The sequence below is a fragment of the Halolactibacillus halophilus genome (assembly GCF_900115605.1).
GTDB lineage: Bacteria > Bacillota > Bacilli > Bacillales > Amphibacillaceae > Halolactibacillus > Halolactibacillus halophilus.
Genome location: NZ_FOXC01000008.1, coordinates 23,437 through 42,707, shown reverse-complemented (window position 1 = coordinate 42,707; position 19,271 = coordinate 23,437). Strand labels below are relative to the sequence as shown.

The window sequence follows — 19,271 nt, the reverse complement described above, 5'->3', positions numbered from 1 at the left end:
TGATTATTTTAAACTTTTTACTTCCCAAATGCGAATAAATTTGTTAAAATTCATAATCATGAATAAATATACAAATGAAGGGGAGAAAGAAATGAAAAAACTTACGATGTTATTTCTTATGTTAGTCGCAACTTTAATGATTGGTTTAACAGCTTGTGGTGCCGGTGAAGATGATGCTCTACCGAATGTTGATGACACAAGTGGAGATGAACCAGCTGAAAATACAGATGGTGAAACAGATGAGACAGACCAAGACGCAGATTCAGATGCTGAAGATAATATTTTAGAAATGGCCACATCACCGGATTACCCACCATTTGAGTCATTGGATGTAAATGGGGAATTTGTTGGATTCGATATTGAATTGGCGAAGTTAATAGCTGAAGAACTTGGAATGGAGCTAGAAATTCGCGATATGAAATTTGATGGATTAATTGGTGCGCTTCAAGCAGAGCGTGTGGATATGGTACTCTCAGGTATGTCAGCAACGGAAAACCGTCGTCAAAATGTCGACTTCTCAAATGAGTATCACTCATCAGGCGAAATGTTCGTCACGCGTAAAGATGAACCTATGACGGATTTAGCTGACTTAGAAGGCAAAACAGTTGGTGTTCAACTTGGAACAATTCAAGAAGAGGGTGCCAAAGCCATTCAAGAAGATTATGAGTTTGAACTTAAAGCATTAGATGATGCGCAAATGCTCGTGCAAGAACTAATCACAAACCGTGTCGACGTCATTTACTTAGATAAGCAAGTCGCAAAAGGCTTTATTGAAGTACAAGACTTAGCAGGGTTTGACGATCCAACTGATGCATCACCAGGTATGGCAGTCGCCTTCCCTAAAGGAAGTGCGCTTGTTGAAGATGTGAACGCGGCACTTGATAGCATTATCGACAGCGGTAAACTCGCCGAACTTGAAGCAGAATTTTTATCAGAAGAATAAAAACTAAGAGGTTAAGGTTGTACTTAACTTAACATTAAATTTAATACGAAATGAGGTGTAAGGCATGAATTTGGATTGGAGCCAAATCGTGCCTTATATTCCTTTTATGTTGGAAGGAATATGGGTCACATTACAATTTGTTATTGTCTCGATTGTGTTTGGGTTTATTATCGGGACGGTGCTAGCGTTATTTAAAATTGGATCATTAAAACCACTCCGCTTATTTGCGGATGTTTATACGTCGATGTTCCGCGGAACACCGCTTATTTTACAATTAATGATTATTTATTTAGCTGTCCCGCAGTTAACCGGTTATGATATTTCCCCCTTTTTATCTGCGGTTTTAGCATTTGGGTTAAATTCGTCCGCTTACGTGTCAGAGATTATTCGTGCGGGTATCAGTGCGGTTGATAAAGGACAAACAGAAGCAGCCATGGCACTTGGTGTGCCGTACCGTCAGATGATGATTGATATTATTTTACCACAAGCACTTAAAAATATTTTACCTGCTTTGATGAATGAATTTATTACACTAACGAAGGAATCAGCCATCGTTTCAACGATTGGTTACTTGGATTTAATGCGTCGTGGACAAGTTGTGGGTGCCAATCTTTATCGAAACTTCGAACCACTTTTATTTGTTGGTTTGATTTACTGGGGCCTCGTTATGGTATTAAGCTTACTAGGTAAATGGGTTGAAAGGAGACTGAGTAAAGGTGATTAATGTCGAACATTTATATAAGAGCTTTGGTAAGAATGAAGTATTGAAAGACATTTCGATTGAAATTAAGCAAGGAGAAGTGGTCTCGGTCATCGGTCCAAGTGGGTCTGGTAAATCAACGTTCTTGCGTTGTATTAATTTATTAGAAACACCGACAGAAGGTAACATCACTGTCGCTAGTGTGGACTTAACGGATAAAAAGACCAATGTCACGAAAGCACGTGAAAAAATAGGGATGGTATTTCAACACTTTCACTTATTTCCGCACTTAACGGTGCTTGAGAATTTAACGTATGCGCCGTTAAAAGTGAAGCGAATCTCTAGAGCTGAAGCAGAAGAAAAAGGACTCGCCCTCCTTGAGCGCGTAGGCTTAAGTGATAAACAGGACGCTTACCCAAGCAGTTTATCAGGTGGTCAAAAACAACGGGTGGCGATTGCCAGGGCGTTAGCGATGGAGCCTGACTTAATGTTATTTGATGAACCGACATCCGCCCTTGACCCAGAAATGGTTAAAGAGGTGCTAGATGTTATGAAAGACTTGGCGGAGTCTGGTATGACGATGCTTGTTGTTACCCATGAGATGGGCTTTGCTCGCGAGGTTGCCGACCGGGTCATCTTCTTAGACCAAGGGTTACTCATTGAAGAAGGCGAACCGCATACCTTTTTCAACAATCCACAATCCGACCGGGCAAAAGACTTTTTAGACAAAATTTTATAACGATAATGAAAACATCACTGGCTCAGGCTATTGGTGTTTTCTTAAGCTGTACTCAGACGTTTCCTTATAAAACGTTCATATGCGTTGCTTAATTACTTGAATCATCATATAATAGTACTAATTACTATGTGTTAACAAGGAGGGGCAATCGTAATGCAAACCATTAACTCAAAATCATTACCACCGTTCATTCAACAAGAAATGGATAAGATTGCGACAATGATCCGTCCATTAATGAAAAAAGTGTCACTCTTTTATATGATTGGTTTACCGCTTTTAATTTTAGGCATCTTAAATATGGTGTTACCGTTTTTAAGCGCGGAATTTAGTTCGATTTCAATGACGGCGCGGGTTGTGTATGCGCTCTTAGCGGCTGTTGGCCTTAGCTTATTTAGGGAATCACAGTTCTTAAAAAAGCAAATGCACCAAAGTGTTAAGCGCTATATTGCTGAACGAATTAAGAAAAGTATTTTAATAGAAGAACACGAAAAAAACCGTTATGTAACGCGAGTCAATAAACAAAAACAGATGGATTTACCACTATTCTTTCATTTTTTAACGGAAGAACATAAACGAAAAGAACGCCAATATAGGTAACGTTTAAAACCAATCACATCAGCTTGTGATTGGTTTTAAACAACTGACCAGGTCATTGGTCGTAAATATTGGTTTATCTGTTGTTTTACGCTGGATGATACATTAAAATGAAAAAAGATGATTTAGTGTACGTGTAAGAGATGAGGTGAAAGAATGGATTTAATCAGAGCGGCGATGGCCGATCCTTTTAATAATATTTTAGGCTTATTTATTTATTTCTTAGCTGTTGTTGGTATTACCGTATTAACACTAACTTTACTGTTACATTTGATTCCTAATCCGTTATCAAGACGCATGCGTAGTGCCATTATTGGAACGGTAACGACGCTTGTGATTGTATTGTGGATATTGCTTGTATTTTAGAGGTATTTTTAGAAAATGAAACATCTCTTTATCGGTTAGGGATAATGTGAATGAAAATAGCATGTCCCGCTCGCTGATCAAGCGGAAACAGAAGAATTAATCAATTCCTTTGAAAAACAAGGCATCGCTGTATCAGTGACTTATACTAATCATGGCCATGCACTCTCCAATGAAGAAATCGATCGTGCTAAACGATGGTACGAAGAAAATCGGGCACCTAAAGCATAAGAACAGGTAAAAAAACACTTACAGAATCAACACGTCTGTAAGTGTTTTTTATGATTGTTTGTTTAACGATAAAAAATATTGTCTTAATTAGATTGAAAACCAATGGGGTAAAAAAAGAAAAATTAAAATAAGTCTTTACAAATAACAAAGTTATATTATACTAATAAGTGTACTACTTGAACTAATACAGTTAATACACTCGTGCAATTGATAGGAATAGATGTTTTATCTTTAAGTATCAGAGAAAGATGATCGATAGAAAGGGTGAACCTAATGTTTGATATTGATTTACGCAGTCGCGATCCGATTTATCAACAACTCGTTGATAAATATAAACAATTGATTATGAATCATATTTTAGAGCCAGATGAAAAACTGCCATCGGTCCGTCAATTGGCAGAAGAGTTAACGGTGAACCCTAATACGATTCAAAAAGCGTATCGTCAGTTAGAACAGGAAAACTTTATATACTCAGTTAAAGGTCGTGGGAGCTTTGTACAGGCACTTGAAAATCATGTTGCGGGTGAGCGAATTGAAGAAATCCGAACAGATCTTGAACCATTGGTGAAAGAGGCGTTGTTTCTTGGAGTAGAGGAAACGACACTGATTGAATGGATTCAATCAGTGATGAAGAAACAGAAGGAGGTAAGTGGGAATGATTAGCGTACAGCACTTAAAGAAAAAATTTGAAAAAGAATGCGTAGTTGATATAGATGACGTCATGATTGAACGGGGAACGATTTATGGCTTGCTCGGCTCAAATGGGGCGGGTAAAACAACCTTACTAAAAATGTTGTCAGGTATTATAAAGCCAACAACGGGGACAATTCTATTTGAAAACGAACCAATCTATGAGAATAAAAAGTTAAAAGAGCGGCTAATTTTCATTCCAGACCAACCCTTTTTCTTTCAACATTACTCGATTAGACAATTGGCTGACTTTTACCGGGAACAATACCCGTCATTTGATGAAGCGCGTTTTAACGAATGCGAGCAAATTTTCAAACTCGATACCAAGAAAAAAGTGCACACTTTCTCAAAAGGGATGCAGCGCCAAGTATCATTTTGGCTTGCACTATCGGCCATGCCTGATTACTTAATTTTAGATGAACCATTTGATGGTCTTGACGCAGTCGTTCGAAAGAAAATTAAAAACCTTATCGTGCGTGATGTGGCCGAGCGTAATATGACGGTACTTATTTCATCACACAACTTGCGAGAGGTTGAAGATTTATGTAACTATATTGGCATTATTCACCGCGGGAAATATGTGATTCACCGTGATATCGATGATTTAAAGACCGATGTGCATAAAGTTCAAATTGCTTATAAAACAACACCCAAAGCACTCTTTTCTAATTTTAACGTGTTGCATCACGAAACAAGAGGTTCGGTCCATATGTTTATTATTAAAGGTGATTTGGATGCAATCGATAGCTACATTAAAGAGACAGCACCGATTTTATCTGATGTTTTACCACTAACCTTAGAAGAAATCTTTGTGTACGAAATGGAGGGAATTGGCTATGCGATGGATCACGTCTTGGTGTAAAAAAGAATTAACCAAACAAAATTTTAGACTAGCTGGTTGGCTCTCTGTCGGTTATTTTATTGTCTTATTATTAACGATCGTTTTAGGCCAAATCAACATGTTAGCTGAAGCTAATAAAAACCCAGGTGATTATTATTATTACGATAATTTAATGCTTCATGGCGGGTTTATTCCAGCCGTTCTCTTGTTTATTATGCCCACACTCACGGCACTTGTATTGTTTCGTTATTTACATAAACAAGATGCAAGTGACTTTATCCATAGCTTACCGAGTACACGAAAAGTGATTTACATGCATCATGCGGTATTTGGTGTTATTAGTATCTTAATCCCGCAATTATTGACTTATATCAGTCTTTTAATCGTGAATCAGACGATGGACCAGCACTGCTTGCTTTCCTTGGTGGATATTAATAACTGGTTCCACTTAAGTGCATCGACCGCCTTAATCGTGTTTGGTGTCAGTGTATTTGTCGCTATGTTGACTGGAGTGACGCTCGTTCAACTGATTTTCACCTATATCTTTTTATTTTTACCGGTCGGCTTAACCTTACTAGTGGTCTTTAACCTACATTATGCTCTACCGGGTTTATCGATGAATTACCTCGTTGAAGATGTGATTCTGCATTTTTCACCGCTGACTGATATCAATCACGTCTTTATGGAAGCCAATTTAAACTGGACGAAAGTGACGGTCTATTATGGGCTTGCAGTCATTTTACTTGTATTTAGCTACTTTCTATATAAGCGTCGCCCAGTGGAATCGGCTAATCAAGCGATTGCCTTTCACTCGTTAAAACCAATATTTATTTATAGTTTTACCGGTAGTTTTATGATGATTGGTGGTATGTATGCCGGTGTCTTTCAATATGAATTACCGATATTGTTTTTAATGTACTTGATTTTTTCTATCATTGGTTATTATATTAGCCAAATGATTGTTGAAAAAACATGGCGTGTTTTTGGTAAAGTGAAGCAATATGGTTTCTTTATAGTTGGGGCAACTATTTTAATCATTGGCTTCAGTTTAGATATTACGGGCTTTGTTCACCGGATGCCAGACCTTGATGAGATTGAGGAAGCGTATGTGATTGATGATGATTATAACTTTAATCAACGTACCAATTATTACGGTAGACAGCCTGGTTTTACTGACCCGGATGATATAAAAACGATTCAAGCGTTGCACGAGGACTTAATTAACTCGGCTGAGCGCAATGACTTCATAAATTATTACCGCTCAATTAAAGTTATGTATATTTTAACAGATGGCTCTGAAGTGGTTAGGGAGTATAGTTTGGGTGAAGAAAAATTTGAGCTATTTGATAACTACCATATTAATAATCACCCTATGTACCGACGATACAGTGACCCGCTGTTTTATATTGATCCAGCAAAAGCAAATAAAATTGAGGTTAAATCCACTTATTATAACTACAAAGAATTGAAAATAACGAACCGTGATCAAATTGTTGAGCTGATTGACAGGTTACGACAAGACGCATTATCCCTGCCCCAAGAAGAGCAAGCCTATATGATGAATATCTTATCGATTCATATTCCAGGTGAACAAGAAGTCTATATTAATTTAACTTATGACCACGAAGCAACGCTAGAATGGTTTGACGAACAAGGTTTATCAGAAGAAGCATTAATTCTAGCGGAGGATGTAGAAAAAATCGTAATCGTGCCATTTAAAGAAGATTTATATTATGAGCCGGCAAGTTATGAAACAGCTTTTTCTGATGAGGAACGACAGGTGTATACCTCAACTGAACAAATTGATTCGTTGCTTCGTCAAATGATATCTGATGGCAGTGAACCGACGTACATGATGATGATTTATTTACAACATTTGAGTGAACCAATGATGCAAACAGTCGGTCAATCATTTGTTTTTCCAGATTAAGTATAACCAATCCGGATAACTAAAGCTAAGTGTAAAAGCCAAATAGTTATTACGACAGAGGAGGTGGTCACCGTGGAAGCCGTTGCAATGAAAGAGACATCACTTGATATCAACCATCTGTTTAGTTACTATCAAGAAATGGTCTATGTCGCAAAGCGTGTCGTCTATGACTACCAAAAGGCAGAAGACGTTGTGCAAGACGCACTCATGAAAGCGATGCGGTCCTATCAACACTTAAAAGAACCAGAAAAACTAAAAGCGTGGTTTCGTACAATCGTGATTCGTACGGCAATCGATACGTACCGAAAAGAAAAGAAAAAAGAACTTGTGTCATTTGAGGCTTTAACTGAACAAGGGATTGAATTATGTTATTGTGATGATACCGTTGAAAGATCTGTGACGTTTCAATGTATGTATCAAGAAGTCCATAACTTACTTGATGATTTATCGCCAAAGCTTAAAGAGGTGATCACGTTAAAATATGAAGATGATTTAAGTGATCAACAAATTGCCGATACTTTAGATATTTCATTATCTGCGGCCAAAACCCGAATTCACCGTGCCCGTAAGCAATTAGCATCTTTGCGTGAAGCGTCGGCATGCCTTTAGTAAGTATATTGACATATTTGATAGGATGATTAAATAAATGTCACGACATGAAATGCTTATATGACTGTATTAAGTAAACGCATCGACTGATGAAGGCAAAAGAAGCAACTGACTTCTTTTGCCTTTTGTTTTAAAAAAACTAAAAAACTTGTTATAATAGATAGGAAATATACAAATATTTTGACAAAAGGAGTCGATAAATTTGGGACAAGTATTTACAGGATATCTCGGTACATATACAAAAAAAGACAGTGAGGGGGTTTATCGCTTTACTTTCGATACAGACAAAGAAAAAATTACATCAGTTGATGCGGTTGGTCGTGTTGATAATCCGACCTATGTTACCCCTTCAAGTGATGGTAAGTATTTATATGCTGTCTCTAAAGAAGGCAATGAAGGGGGTGTCACAGCGTTTGAAATCGATCCGGATACAAAAGCACTTACCCGATTAAATAGCGTTAAAAAGGTTGGCTCACCGCCGTGCCACGTTAGTGTTAATAAAGCCAATACGTTACTTGTGACAGCGAATTATCATACGAAAGAAATTATAAGCTATCAGTTAAATGAAGATGGATCCATTAAAGGCATTGCAGATATTAAAGAACATGACGGAAGCGGCCCACACGAACGCCAAGAAAAACCCCATATGCACTTTAGTGGGTTTACACCGGATGAACGTTACGTGATTGCGATTGACTTAGGTAGTGATGAGATTACGTCTTATTCAATCGAAACAGACGGGACATTAACTAAAGAAGCGGTCTTTATAGCACCGCATGGCAGCGGTCCAAGACACATTGCGTTTCACCCGAATAAAAAAATTGCGTATGTCATGACGGAATTAACGTCTGTTGTATTAACGCTCTCTTATGACGAGGAGACCGGCGTGTTTACATTAATCAATACTATTAAAGCCATTCCAGACACGCATACAACTGTTAATGACGGAAGTGCTGTTCATGTGACGAATGATGGCAAGTTTGTTTATGTCGGAAATCGTGGTCACAACTCTATAACCATCTTCAAAGTGAATCAAAATTTATTTAGTATTGAGCTGGTTGATTATCAACCATCACTCGGTGACTGGCCCCGCGACTTTGCCTTAACACCAGATGATCAGTACCTTATCTGTTCAAATCAAAACAGTGGCACTCTGACCGTGTTTAAGCGCGATGAAGAAACAGGGGAATTAACCGCTGTCGAGCAGGATATTACCGCACCTGAAGCTGTGTGTGTAAAGTTTCTCTAGTCATAACTAAACACAGTACGATGCTAACAGTAAATAAAACCCCTCAACCCAATAGATTATATGGGTTGAGGGGTTTTGAGTTATTTAATAAACAATGTGCTCTTTTTCAAATTCAGTAATTTTATCTTCGTACGTGAGTGTCACTGAGATTTCATCCCAGCCATTTAGAAGCATTTGACGTGAATATTCAGCCAAGTCAAACGTTGCTTTAAAACTATGATTGTCGGTGACAGCTTTATTTTCTAAGTCGACAGTTAAGTGATAATCACCTTTTTCAGCATTGTCTATTAGAGTCTGAACTTCATCTTCTGTTAAAACGACAGGTAAAATACCGTTTTTCGTACAGTTATTGTAGAAAATATCAGCAAAACTCGGTGCGATAATAATACGGAAACCGTAATCTTCTAGCGCCCAGGGTGCATGTTCACGTGATGAGCCACAACCAAAGTTTTCACCACCTACTAGGATAGACGTTCCTTTATATTTTGGATCATTAAGTGAAAAATCTTCACGAGGACGATCCTTTTCATCAAAGCGCCAGTTATAAAATAAATATTGACCAAAGCCTTGCCGAGAAATACGTTTTAGAAATTGCTTCGGAATAATCTGATCGGTATCGACATTGCTTCGATTTAATGGGTAAACAAGACCGGTATGCATTTTTAGTGGTTCCATTTGAATGCCTCCTTTAAATTAAAATGAGCGGACATCGACAAAATGTCCAGCGATGGCAGCGGCTGCAGCCATTTCAGGGCTTACAAGGTGGGTGCGAGCATCAGTGCCTTGGCGACCTTCAAAGTTGCGGTTAGATGTGGAAGCACACCGTTCATTCGGAGGTACTGCATCACCGTTCATCGCTAGACACATACTACAACCTGGCTCACGCCACTCAAACCCAGCTTCTATAAACAACTTGTCTAAACCTTTTTCTTCTGCTTGTCGCTTAACCGTTTGTGAACCAGGAACAACAATTGCTGTGACACTGTCATTCACTTTACGGCCGTGAATCACACTTGCTGCTTGTTCTAAGTCTTCAACACGTGAGTTTGTACAAGAGCCGATAAAGACGTGTTGAATAGGTACGTCAGTAATATTGACATCCGGTTCAAGACCCATGTAGTAAAGAGCATGTTTGATTTCATTTTTATCATTTTCTGTTTTTGCAGTCTCAGGGTTAGGCACTTGACTATTGATTGGAATACACTGTGCTGGGTTTGTTCCCCAGGTGACTTGTGGTTCAACCTCTGATGCATTCAAGGTCACAGTTTTGTCATAGACAGCCCCTTCATCTGAGCGAAGTGACAACCACATCTGTTTCGCTTGTTCAAAATCTTTTCCTTTAGGAGCATGAAGGCGTCCCTCAATAAAGTTAACCGTCGTTTCATCAGGTGAGACAAGACCAGCACGAGCACCTGCTTCAATCGACATGTTACAGATGGTCATTCGGCCTTCCATTGAGAGGTTACGTACGGCTTCCCCGGTATATTCAAGCACGTAGCCTGTACCAAAATTGACGCCGTATTTAGAGATAAGGGCAAGGATCAGGTCTTTTGCGGTCACGCCGGTTCCAAGCGTACCATCAATTTGCACATTTAACGTTTTAGGCTTTTGTTGCCAAACCGTTTGTGTGGCAAGTACGTGTTCAACTTCACTCGTCCCAATACCAAAGGCAAGAGCACCGAAAGCTCCATGAGTTGACGTATGTGAGTCACCACAGACAATCGTTTTACCCGGTTGAGTTAGGCCAAGCTCTGGTCCAATAACGTGGACAATCCCTTGATGTTCATGTCCCATACCGGCAAGTGGTACACTAAATTCCTCACAATTTTTTCTTAATGTATCCATCTGCAGTTTTGAGATTTCATCTTTAATTACATTCGCATGCACCGTTGGAACGTTGTGGTCCATCGTCGCAAATGTACGCTTTGGTTGTCGCACAGTACGATCTTTTAGGCGTAGACCTTCAAATGCCTGTGGAGATGTAACCTCATGGACCAAATGAAGATCGATATATAAGATGGCCGGTTTACCTTCTTCTTCATAAACGACGTTTTTATCCCAAATCTTCTCAACAATAGTTTTTGGTGTTGTCATGTGTTGTCACTCCTTTATTCTTTCATTATGTGTTTAATAATTTGATTTGTCATATCCGTCGTTGATAGGCATGTGCCAATGGATACTTGTAGATCTTTTGTGTGGTAGCCGTTGTTAATTGCTTGTTCGACCGCACATTCAATTGCGGTTGCTTCAGCATCAAGATGAAAGGAATGTCTCAACATCATCGCTGTTGAGAGAATCATCGCAATTGGGTTAGCGATATTCTCACCCGCAATATCAGGGGCAGAACCATGAGCAGGTTCATATAATCCAACACCACTCTCTGACAGTGATGCAGAAGGAAGCATCCCGAGTGAGCCAGTAAGAACACTAGCCTCATCACTTAAAATATCACCAAACATGTTCTCAGTGACAATTGTGTCAAAAGCTGTTGGCGAAGTAATTAGCTTCATCGCGCAAGCATCAACAAGGACGTGTTCAACAGTTACATCTGGATAATTTTTACTCTCTTCTTCAACGATTTCACGCCACATTTTACTAGATTCAAGTACATTCGCTTTATCAACCGACGTTAATTTTTTACTGCGTAACTGAGCGCTTTCAAATGCTTTTTTAATAATCCGCGTCATTTCAGTTTTGGTGTAGTGTAACGTATCGACCACAACGTGACCATCTTCACGCCGTTCACTTGGACGACCAAAGTATAAGCCGCCTGTTAATTCACGTACGATTAATAGATCAGAACCTTCGATAACCTCTCGCTTCAGCGGAGAAGCATCTGTTAACGTTTTAAAACCTTTCACTGGTCGAAGGTTAGCGTATAAATCAAGGGCTTTTCTTATCCCAAGTAACCCGCGTTCTGGGCGTAAGTCGGAAGGATTTTGATCCCATTTTGGCCCACCAACGGCACCAAGTAACACCGCATCACTTGATTTTGCCTTTTCAATCGTGGCTTCTGGTAGAGGTGTGCCGGCTTCGTCAATCGCGGCCCCACCAATTAATCCATCGGTTAAATGAAACGAATGACCAAATGTGTCACCAATCGTCTGTAAGACACGAATGGCTTGGTCCATAATTTCTGGACCAATACCGTCGCCTCTTAAAATTAAAATCTGTTTATCCATTCTTGTCACTCCTTCTCAGCTACCTGAATGATAAATACGCGATTAATCGCATTTATAAATGCATTCAGTGATGCTTCTAACACATCTTGCGCCGTTGCACGACCACTAACAGGTTGAGAATCAACGGTCATACTCACGTGGACTTCAGCAAGAGCGTCTTTTCCTTTACCAACGGAACTAAGGGTAAAGTCTGTTAGTTGAATCTCTTCTTCGATTAATTCTTCAATCGTATTATATAAAGCTTCGACACTCCCATTACCTGTTCCTTGACCTTCAATTGTATTCAGTCCTGGTGTAATCAGTGATACGGTTGCGGTAGGGGAGGTCGATGAATTGTATTCGACTTTAAAGTTCTTTAATTGATACTGCAGGCGTGCTTTAATATCTGTTTGAACATCCATAAGAATGACGAATAAATCGTCATCTGTGACTTCTTTCTTGCGGTCAGTTAGTTGCTTGAATTGATCAAAAGCAACGGCTGTTTTATCATCATCCAAACTAAACCCAAGTTGTTTTATTTTATCTTTAAACGCGTGTCGTCCTGAGTGCTTGCCAAGGACAAGGCTATTAGATGTTACCCCAACAAGTTCTGGAGTGATAATTTCATATGTCTGAGCATTTTTAAGAACCCCGTCCTGGTGAATACCAGATTCATGTGCGAAAGCATTACGACCAACCACTGACTTGTTACCAGGGACAACCATGCCAGTCAATTTTGAAATAATATCGCTTGTACGTTTAATCTCGTTCAATATTAAGTTCGTCTCAAAAGGGTAAAAGTCTTTACGGATCTCGAAAGTGACGGCCATTTCTTCCAGTGCAACATTGCCAGCACGTTCACCAATGCCGTTGATCGTTCCTTCAACTTGGGTGGCTCCGTTTTCAACACCAGCAATCGAGTTAATAAGAGCCATCCCTAAGTCATCATGACAGTGGGTTGAAAGATCAACTTGATCAATATTTTTGACATGAGCCTTCATATATTTAAACATCGCTCCGTATTCTTTCGGCGTTGTATACCCAACCGTATCGGGTAGGTTAATGACTGTTGCACCAGCAGTAATCACTTTTTCAATAATGTCAGCTAAGAAGGGGAGTTCAGACCGAGAGGCGTCTTCTGCGGAGAATTCAATATCGTCGCATTTACTCTTTGCGTAGCTGACCATATTGACCGCAATGTCAATCACTTCCTCAGGTGTTTTTTTTAGCTTATCTTGCATGTGAATCGGTGACGTTGCGATAAAGACATGAATGCGTGGCTTTTCAGCGCCCTTAATCGCATCCCATGCACGATCAATATCATGCTTATTGGCTCTTGCGAGTGCTGCAACTGTAGAGCTTGATATAGTATCAGCTATTTTTTTTACAGCATCAAAATCGCCTTGTGAGGAAGCAGGAAAGCCTGCTTCCATCACATCAACACCTAAGCGTTCAAGTTGTTTAGCGATTTCAAGTTTTTCAAGGTTATTCAAGTTTACGCCGGGTGACTGTTCACCGTCACGTAAAGTCGTATCGAAAATCTTAATTGTTGTCATTACCAGCCACTTCCTTTTTCGCTGTCTTTCTTTGGTTAACGAAAGGCATTAAGCCGCGCAGCTCTTTACCTACCTTCTCAATTAAGTGGTTATTTTCAGCATTGTTGATGGCCGTGAATTGTGGACGATTTGCTTGGTTTTCTAGCAACCATTCTTTTGCGAATTTACCTGTTTGGATATCCGTTAATACATCTTTCATGCGTGCTTTTGTACCGGCATCAATGACACGTGGGCCAGATACGAAGTCACCCCACTGAGCGGTATCAGAGATTGAGTAACGCATGTTTTCAAGTCCACCTTCATAAAGGAGATCGACAATAAGTTTAAGCTCATGTAGACACTCAAAGTAAGCCACTTCTGGTTGGTATCCAGCTTCAACCAATGTTTCAAAACCTGCTTTAACAAGGCTTGTTGCTCCACCACAAAGCACGGCTTGTTCACCGAAAAGATCGGTTTCTGTTTCTTCTTGGAACGTTGTTTGTAAGATACCAGCACGACCTGCACCAATACCTTTTGCATAAGCAAGGGCAATGTCTTTTGCTTTACCTGTATAGTCTTGGAAGATACCATATAATGCCGGTACACCCGCACCTTCTTCATACGTACGACGCACAAGATGACCAGGTCCTTTAGGTGCAACTAAGAAGACGTCTACGTTTTCTGGTGGCTGTATTTGGTTAAAGTGCACGTTAAAACCATGGGCAAATACTAAGGCGTTACCTTCTTCAAGGTTATCTTTAATACTTTCATTATAAACTTTTGGTTGGTGCTCATCTGGAAGTAAAATCATGATGATGTCAGCTTCGTTTGCTGCTTCAGCGACTGATTTTACATCAACACCGTCTTCAACTGCTTGGTCCCAAGATTTACCTTGTCTTAAACCAACAACGACATCAAAACCACTTTCCTTTAAGTTAAGAGCGTGCGCATGTCCTTGTGAACCATAACCGATAATTGCTACTTTCTTATCCTTTAATACTGCCTCATTGATATCTTGATTGTATACTACTTTTGCCATTTGTCATCTTCCTTTCAATTTATCCATTTATATTTTTATATGTGTAAATGTCTATGCATTTAACAATAGAGTAGGGGGGAGCAAACTCCCCGGACTAGCTGTCAATAACGTCACTATAATTTCTAATGCAACAGGCTAAAACTTGATTGGTCTGAGCTTGACGGCTGTTGCCCTCGCAAAAAGGCAGTAAGACCAGTGCGGGCAATGTCTTTAATGCCGTAAGGTCTGAGTAACTCAATCAATGCTTCGACTTTTTCTTGTTTACCTGTTACTTGAATCGAGATGGTATCTTTTGATACATCGATAACGGTTGCTCTAAAGGGATCGATAATGCTCTGGATTTCATGTCGTAATTGTGGGTTGCTTTGAATCTTAATGAGTGCAAGTTCGCGTGCAACAATCGCTTTATCGGTAATGTCAGATACTTTAATGACATCAATTTGTTTGTTGAGTTGTTTTGTCACTTGTTCAAGCTTTTGAAAATCTTCAACATCGACAACAAAGGTAATCCGTGACATCTCTTCATGTTCAGTACGGCCGACTGAAATACTCTCAATATTAAACTGCCGACGTTGGAGTAAGCCAGTAATGCGATTTAAGACACCACTACGGTTTTTAACTTTGGCGGTAATGATTCGTTTCATGGTTTCACTCCTATCATTTCATGTATTCCTTTACCAGGGGCAATCATTGGATACACGTTTTCTTGTTGTAAGACGCGGGCATCGATTAAGACAGGACCATCGGTTTGAAGTAGTGCTTCAATTTGGTTAGCAAAATCAGCTTGGGATTCAATTTTTACCCCTTTGATCTCATAAGCTGTTGCTAACTTGACGAAGTCAGGTTGAATACTGAAAATTGATTCAGAGTAGCGTTCAGAGTAGAACTTTTCTTGCCATTGTCTGACCATACCAAGTGCTGCATTATTGACAATAATAATTTTAACTGGTAGACGACGTTCTTGAAGAATCGATAGTTCTTGCAGCGTCATCTGGAAGCCACCATCGCCGACAATCGCAACAACTAAATCATCAGGTTTAGCCAGCTGCGCACCTATCGAAGCAGGGAAGCCAAAGCCCATTGTTCCTAAGCCGCCACTTGTAACCCAGCGATTCGGTTGATTGAATTTGTAATACTGTGCTGACCACATTTGATGTTGGCCAACATCTGTTGCAACAATAGCTTCACCTTTTGTTGCTTTGTAAACTTCTGAAATTACCCATTGACCGACCATATCTTGTTCTGGTTTTTTAAACCACAGTGGGTAGTCTGTTTTATTTTGCTGACATGTATTGAGCCAGTCACTAAAGTCAGGCGTTGTTTTAATTTGTTTTTTCATATTATATAAGGCTTCTTTAGCATCGCCAACAATCGGAATATGGGTATTAATGTTTTTCCCGATTTCTGCTGGGTCGATATCAATATGAGCCACAATTGCCGAAGGAGCAAAGTGATCAAGATTACCAGTGAGGCGGTCATCAAATCGCGAGCCGATGTTAATCAATAAGTCGGTTTCATACAAGGCCATATTAGATGCATAAGTGCCGTGCATGCCGCCCATACCAAGTGAAAGTTCATGTTCACCTGGGAAGGTGCCAAGGCCGAGAAGCGTGTTCACGACAGGTATTTGGTGTGTCTCCGCAAATTCAATTAATTCTTTGGATGCTTTTGCAAATTGAACACCTGCGCCTGCTAGAATAACAGGACTCGAGGCTTGTTCGAGTGCTTCTTTTAGTTTTTTGATTTGCAACGGGTTCGGTTTAATCGTTGGTTGATAGCCGGGTAGGTCATAACTAGAGTCATAGCTATCCTCACACGGATTGCCTTGTACATCCTTTGGAATATCAATTACCACCGGACCAGGTCGTCCTGAGGTGGCGATATGGAACGCTTCTTTTATGATGCGCGGTAAGTCGCTAATTTTACGCACTTGATAATTGTGCTTTGTGATTGGAGTGGTAATTCCGATCACATCGGCTTCTTGAAAAGCATCTGTCCCGATTACCGATTGGTTGACTTGACCAGTGAAAACAACAAGCGGTAATGAGTCAAGCATCGCATCAGTTATACCTGTTACCAAGTTGGTGGCGCCAGGACCAGATGTCCCAATGACGACACCGGGTTTACCGGATACTCTTGCGTAACCTTCAGCCGCATGGATAGAGCCTTGTTCGTGTCGCGCTAACACTTGATTAAAATGGTCTTTCTTCTTATATAGTGCATCAAAGATTGGTAAGACAGCCCCACCTGGATAGCCAAACAATGTATCAACATTTTGTTCAATTAGTGCTTCAATTAACAAGTCAGCACCCGTTTTCGGCATCTGAGCAGTTTCGTTTTTATTTTGATGTTTTGTCATCGCCATGTTATAACCTCCTAAGCTAAAATGAAAATAATTTAAAGTATAGAAAAAAGACCTTTTCTCACGTCATAATCTACCTACTAGCAGAATTACAAGGGAGAAAAGATCTTTACTTTTCACGGTACCACCCTGATTTATCAACACAGCTGTGTTGACCTCATGAGAGAAACATCTGTTTCTCTCTTTTGATAACGGGTCCCATCGAGTGGACCCGGTTAAGTATACTATCTAAAAAGACTTCAACTTAACACTCCTAGAGGATGTCGAGTTAGCGTATATTTCCGGGCTTCCAGCAACCCCGGCTCTCTGTGAATATACTTATACTTACTCTTTTTTCTAATCATCGCTTTGTTATATTTTCATGACACCGCCAGTATTAGCAGAGGTGACAAGTTTTGCATATTTGGCTAAGTATCCAGTTGTAATCTTTGGTTCGGGTATTTCAAAAGCAGTCTGACGCTCAGCTAATTCTTTCTCACTAATGTCAAGGTTAATGGTGCGATTTGGTAAGTCAATAATAATCGTATCATCCGTTTTAATTAAGCCAATCGGACCACCTTCTTGTGCTTCAGGTGAAATATGTCCAATTGAGATACCCCGAGAGGCTCCAGAGAAGCGGCCATCAGTAATGAGGGCAACATCCTTACCGAGCTCTCGTCCAGCAATCGCAGCCGTAGGCGCAAGCATTTCTGGCATCCCTGGACCTCCTTTAGGTCCTTCATACAAAATGACAACAACGTCACCTTTATCAACGGTGCCATCAGCGATACCTTCAAGCGCTTCGTCTTGTGAGTTAAAGACGACTGCTCGGCCTTTGAAGACTTTGATTGATGGATCAACCGCGCCTACTTTAATGACGGCACCATTTGGTGCAATATTACCAAAGAGGATTGATAAACCACCGACTGAACTATATGGATTATCCAATGGACGAATCACATTAGGATTCTTAATTGGATGGTCTTTAACGTTTTCATATACCGATTTACCAGTCACGGTAATACGGTCTTTATTTAGTGCACCTGGGATCTTGCAAAGTTCGTTAATAACGGCAGGTACACCACCAGCTAAGTGGACATCATGCATTGTGACATCTGATGCAGGTGCAATTTTTGCTAAATAAGGAATGCGTTTAGCTACTTCATTGATCCGCTCAATATCGTAATCAATACCTGCTTCATGCGCAATCGCCAATGTGTGTAAAACAGTATTGGTTGAACCACCCATTGCCATATCTAAAGCAAAAGCATCATCAATCGCATCTTTTGTAACAATGTCACGGGGCTTTATATCTTTTTCAATAAGATTCATTAAGTGTTTCGCTGCATCTTTAATGAGGCGATGACGTTCGGGTGATGTGGCTAAGATCGTGCCGTTTTCCGGAAGAGCTAAACCAAGCATTTCCATCAATGAGTTCATCGAGTTGGCCGTAAACATACCGGAACAAGAACCGCATGTTGGACACGCGAGTGTTTCAAGTTCTGTCAGTTCATCTTCTGTCATCTTACCTGATTGAACAGCTCCAACGCCTTCAAACATTGAACTTAAGGTTAACGTATCACCAGTAGGTGAGACACCACCTTCCATTGGACCACCTGAGACAAAAACAGCTGGTACATTCGTTCGAACAGCTGCCATCAACATACCCGGTGTAATCTTGTCACAGTTCGGGATGTAGAAGACCCCGTCAAACCAGTGAGCATTAATGACTGTTTCAGCTGAATCAGCAATAATTTCTCGACTCGGCAGGGAATAACGCATCCCAATGTGTCCCATCGCAATCCCATCGTCAACACCAATGGTGTTGAATTCGAAAGGAATACCACCAGCTTCTCTAATAGCTTCTTTTACAACTTCTGCAAATTTATTTAAATGCATATGGCCGGGAATAATATCAATATATGAGTTGCAAACGCCAATGAAGGGTTTGCCTAAATCTTTTGTTTTAACCCCTGTCGCATGTAATAAACTACGATGGGGAGCTCGATCTAAACCTTTTTTGATCATGTCACTACGCATATGTTTCGCCCCTTACTTCATCACACGCCTGATGAAAAATGATTATTCAGAAAATTTTCCACCGACTGTTGACTGAAAAATTAAAAACTTTATATGTTGTTTGCAATCATACAATCATTTCAGAAAATAATCAACAGGTTTTATTAAAATTTTCTGATTTTTATCACATTTGAAAATAATCTAATATGTAAGCGGTTAAATAGGCGGGTGGATATTGCAATCATCTTTTAATTCGTTACAATAGAATCAGATACTATGTAGAAAAG

The 19,271-nt window shown here is 39.9% G+C and carries 18 protein-coding genes; 10 read left to right on the top strand and 8 right to left on the bottom strand.

Translation table 11 applies throughout. From position 1 onward, the window contains the following. Window positions 1-91: 91 nt before the first annotated feature. From BM098_RS04540 to BM098_RS04495, 10 genes are all read left to right on the top strand, one after another. Entirely contained in the window at window positions 92-943 is an 852-nt protein-coding gene (locus BM098_RS04540) for a transporter substrate-binding domain-containing protein (RefSeq protein WP_089830865.1), read from the top strand. A 64-nt stretch (window positions 944-1,007) separates the two neighbouring features. After that, complete coding sequence (locus BM098_RS04535) at window positions 1,008-1,667, top strand: amino acid ABC transporter permease (protein ID WP_089830863.1); 660 nt, start codon at window positions 1,008-1,010, stop codon at window positions 1,665-1,667. Continuing rightward, on the top strand, window positions 1,660-2,382 hold the full coding sequence (locus BM098_RS04530; protein WP_089830861.1) for an amino acid ABC transporter ATP-binding protein: 723 nt from the start codon (window positions 1,660-1,662) through the stop codon (window positions 2,380-2,382). Before BM098_RS04535 ends, BM098_RS04530 begins: the two co-directional genes overlap by 8 nt. 153 nt (window positions 2,383-2,535) lie before the next feature. After that, window positions 2,536-2,979 carry a DUF5392 family protein gene (locus BM098_RS04525; RefSeq protein ID WP_089830859.1) on the top strand — a complete coding sequence of 148 codons (444 nt, stop codon included), beginning with the start codon at window positions 2,536-2,538 and terminating at the stop codon, window positions 2,977-2,979. 153 nt (window positions 2,980-3,132) lie between these two features. Further along, complete coding sequence (locus BM098_RS04520) at window positions 3,133-3,342, top strand: hypothetical protein (RefSeq protein WP_089830857.1); 210 nt, start codon at window positions 3,133-3,135, stop codon at window positions 3,340-3,342. 501 nt (window positions 3,343-3,843) lie between these two features. Then, window positions 3,844-4,233: a GntR family transcriptional regulator gene (locus BM098_RS04515; protein ID WP_089830855.1), complete on the top strand. Its 390-nt coding sequence runs from the start codon at window positions 3,844-3,846 to the stop codon at window positions 4,231-4,233. Then, a complete protein-coding gene (locus tag BM098_RS04510; protein ID WP_089830853.1) occupies window positions 4,226-5,122 on the top strand; it encodes an ABC transporter ATP-binding protein in 897 nt (298 codons plus the stop codon). The genes BM098_RS04515 and BM098_RS04510 overlap by 8 nt, the downstream gene beginning before the upstream one ends. Next, window positions 5,097-7,031, top strand: coding sequence for an MFS transporter (locus tag BM098_RS04505; RefSeq protein WP_089830852.1), 1,935 nt, complete (start codon window positions 5,097-5,099; stop codon window positions 7,029-7,031). The genes BM098_RS04510 and BM098_RS04505 overlap by 26 nt, the downstream gene beginning before the upstream one ends. Window positions 7,032-7,103: 72 nt before the next feature. After that, entirely contained in the window at window positions 7,104-7,640 is a 537-nt protein-coding gene (locus BM098_RS04500) for an RNA polymerase sigma factor (protein ID WP_089830850.1), read from the top strand. 202 nt (window positions 7,641-7,842) lie between these two features. Further along, window positions 7,843-8,889, top strand: a complete 1,047-nt coding sequence (locus BM098_RS04495) for a lactonase family protein (RefSeq protein WP_089830848.1) — start codon at window positions 7,843-7,845, stop codon at window positions 8,887-8,889. 84 nt (window positions 8,890-8,973) lie between these two features. On the opposite strand, the gene leuD is transcribed toward BM098_RS04495, so the two are convergent. The 8 genes from leuD to ilvD form a co-directional block, all read right to left on the bottom strand. Beyond that, window positions 8,974-9,564, bottom strand: coding sequence for a 3-isopropylmalate dehydratase small subunit (leuD, locus tag BM098_RS04490; RefSeq protein ID WP_089830846.1), 591 nt, complete (start codon window positions 9,562-9,564; stop codon window positions 8,974-8,976). An 18-nt stretch (window positions 9,565-9,582) separates the two neighbouring features. Then, window positions 9,583-10,983, bottom strand: a complete 1,401-nt coding sequence (leuC, locus tag BM098_RS04485; RefSeq protein WP_089830844.1) for a 3-isopropylmalate dehydratase large subunit — start codon at window positions 10,981-10,983, stop codon at window positions 9,583-9,585. Between the two features lie 14 nt (window positions 10,984-10,997). Then, the gene (gene leuB / locus BM098_RS04480) at window positions 10,998-12,071 is read right to left on the bottom strand and encodes a 3-isopropylmalate dehydrogenase (RefSeq protein WP_089830842.1); all 1,074 of its coding nucleotides are present in this window, start codon (window positions 12,069-12,071) and stop codon (window positions 10,998-11,000) included. A 5-nt stretch (window positions 12,072-12,076) separates the two neighbouring features. Beyond that, window positions 12,077-13,606, bottom strand: coding sequence for a 2-isopropylmalate synthase (locus tag BM098_RS04475; protein WP_089830840.1), 1,530 nt, complete (start codon window positions 13,604-13,606; stop codon window positions 12,077-12,079). After that, entirely contained in the window at window positions 13,593-14,624 is a 1,032-nt protein-coding gene (ilvC, locus tag BM098_RS04470; protein WP_089830838.1) for a ketol-acid reductoisomerase, read from the bottom strand. The genes BM098_RS04475 and ilvC overlap by 14 nt, the downstream gene beginning before the upstream one ends. A 122-nt stretch (window positions 14,625-14,746) precedes the next feature. Beyond that, window positions 14,747-15,268, bottom strand: coding sequence for an acetolactate synthase small subunit (ilvN, locus tag BM098_RS04465; protein WP_089830836.1), 522 nt, complete (start codon window positions 15,266-15,268; stop codon window positions 14,747-14,749). Further along, the gene (gene ilvB / locus BM098_RS04460) at window positions 15,265-16,989 is read right to left on the bottom strand and encodes a biosynthetic-type acetolactate synthase large subunit (protein WP_234987414.1); all 1,725 of its coding nucleotides are present in this window, start codon (window positions 16,987-16,989) and stop codon (window positions 15,265-15,267) included. Before ilvB ends, ilvN begins: the two co-directional genes overlap by 4 nt. A gap of 348 nt (window positions 16,990-17,337) precedes the next feature. Continuing rightward, the gene (gene ilvD, locus BM098_RS04455) at window positions 17,338-19,005 is read right to left on the bottom strand and encodes a dihydroxy-acid dehydratase (RefSeq protein WP_089830834.1); all 1,668 of its coding nucleotides are present in this window, start codon (window positions 19,003-19,005) and stop codon (window positions 17,338-17,340) included. Between the last annotated feature and the right edge of the window lie 266 nt (window positions 19,006-19,271).

What these genes read in the sequence shown, in the direction of transcription:
- BM098_RS04540 (WP_089830865.1), top strand. Translation starts at nt 92, where the DNA reads ATGAAAAAACTTACGATGTTATTTCTTATGTTAGTCGCAACTTTAATG.
- BM098_RS04535 (WP_089830863.1), top strand. Translation starts at nt 1,008, where the DNA reads ATGAATTTGGATTGGAGCCAAATCGTGCCTTATATTCCTTTTATGTTG.
- BM098_RS04525 (WP_089830859.1), top strand. Translation starts at nt 2,536, where the DNA reads ATGCAAACCATTAACTCAAAATCATTACCACCGTTCATTCAACAAGAA.
- BM098_RS04520 (WP_089830857.1), top strand. Translation starts at nt 3,133, where the DNA reads ATGGATTTAATCAGAGCGGCGATGGCCGATCCTTTTAATAATATTTTA.
- BM098_RS04515 (WP_089830855.1), top strand. Translation starts at nt 3,844, where the DNA reads ATGTTTGATATTGATTTACGCAGTCGCGATCCGATTTATCAACAACTC.
- BM098_RS04510 (WP_089830853.1), top strand. Translation starts at nt 4,226, where the DNA reads ATGATTAGCGTACAGCACTTAAAGAAAAAATTTGAAAAAGAATGCGTA.
- BM098_RS04505 (WP_089830852.1), top strand. Translation starts at nt 5,097, where the DNA reads ATGCGATGGATCACGTCTTGGTGTAAAAAAGAATTAACCAAACAAAAT.
- leuD (WP_089830846.1), bottom strand. Translation starts at nt 9,564, where the DNA reads ATGGAACCACTAAAAATGCATACCGGTCTTGTTTACCCATTAAATCGA.
- leuC (WP_089830844.1), bottom strand. Translation starts at nt 10,983, where the DNA reads ATGACAACACCAAAAACTATTGTTGAGAAGATTTGGGATAAAAACGTC.
- leuB (WP_089830842.1), bottom strand. Translation starts at nt 12,071, where the DNA reads ATGGATAAACAGATTTTAATTTTAAGAGGCGACGGTATTGGTCCAGAA.
- BM098_RS04475 (WP_089830840.1), bottom strand. Translation starts at nt 13,606, where the DNA reads ATGACAACAATTAAGATTTTCGATACGACTTTACGTGACGGTGAACAG.
- ilvC (WP_089830838.1), bottom strand. Translation starts at nt 14,624, where the DNA reads ATGGCAAAAGTAGTATACAATCAAGATATCAATGAGGCAGTATTAAAG.
- ilvN (WP_089830836.1), bottom strand. Translation starts at nt 15,268, where the DNA reads ATGAAACGAATCATTACCGCCAAAGTTAAAAACCGTAGTGGTGTCTTA.
- ilvB (WP_234987414.1), bottom strand. Translation starts at nt 16,989, where the DNA reads ATGGCGATGACAAAACATCAAAATAAAAACGAAACTGCTCAGATGCCG.
- ilvD (WP_089830834.1), bottom strand. Translation starts at nt 19,005, where the DNA reads ATGCGTAGTGACATGATCAAAAAAGGTTTAGATCGAGCTCCCCATCGT.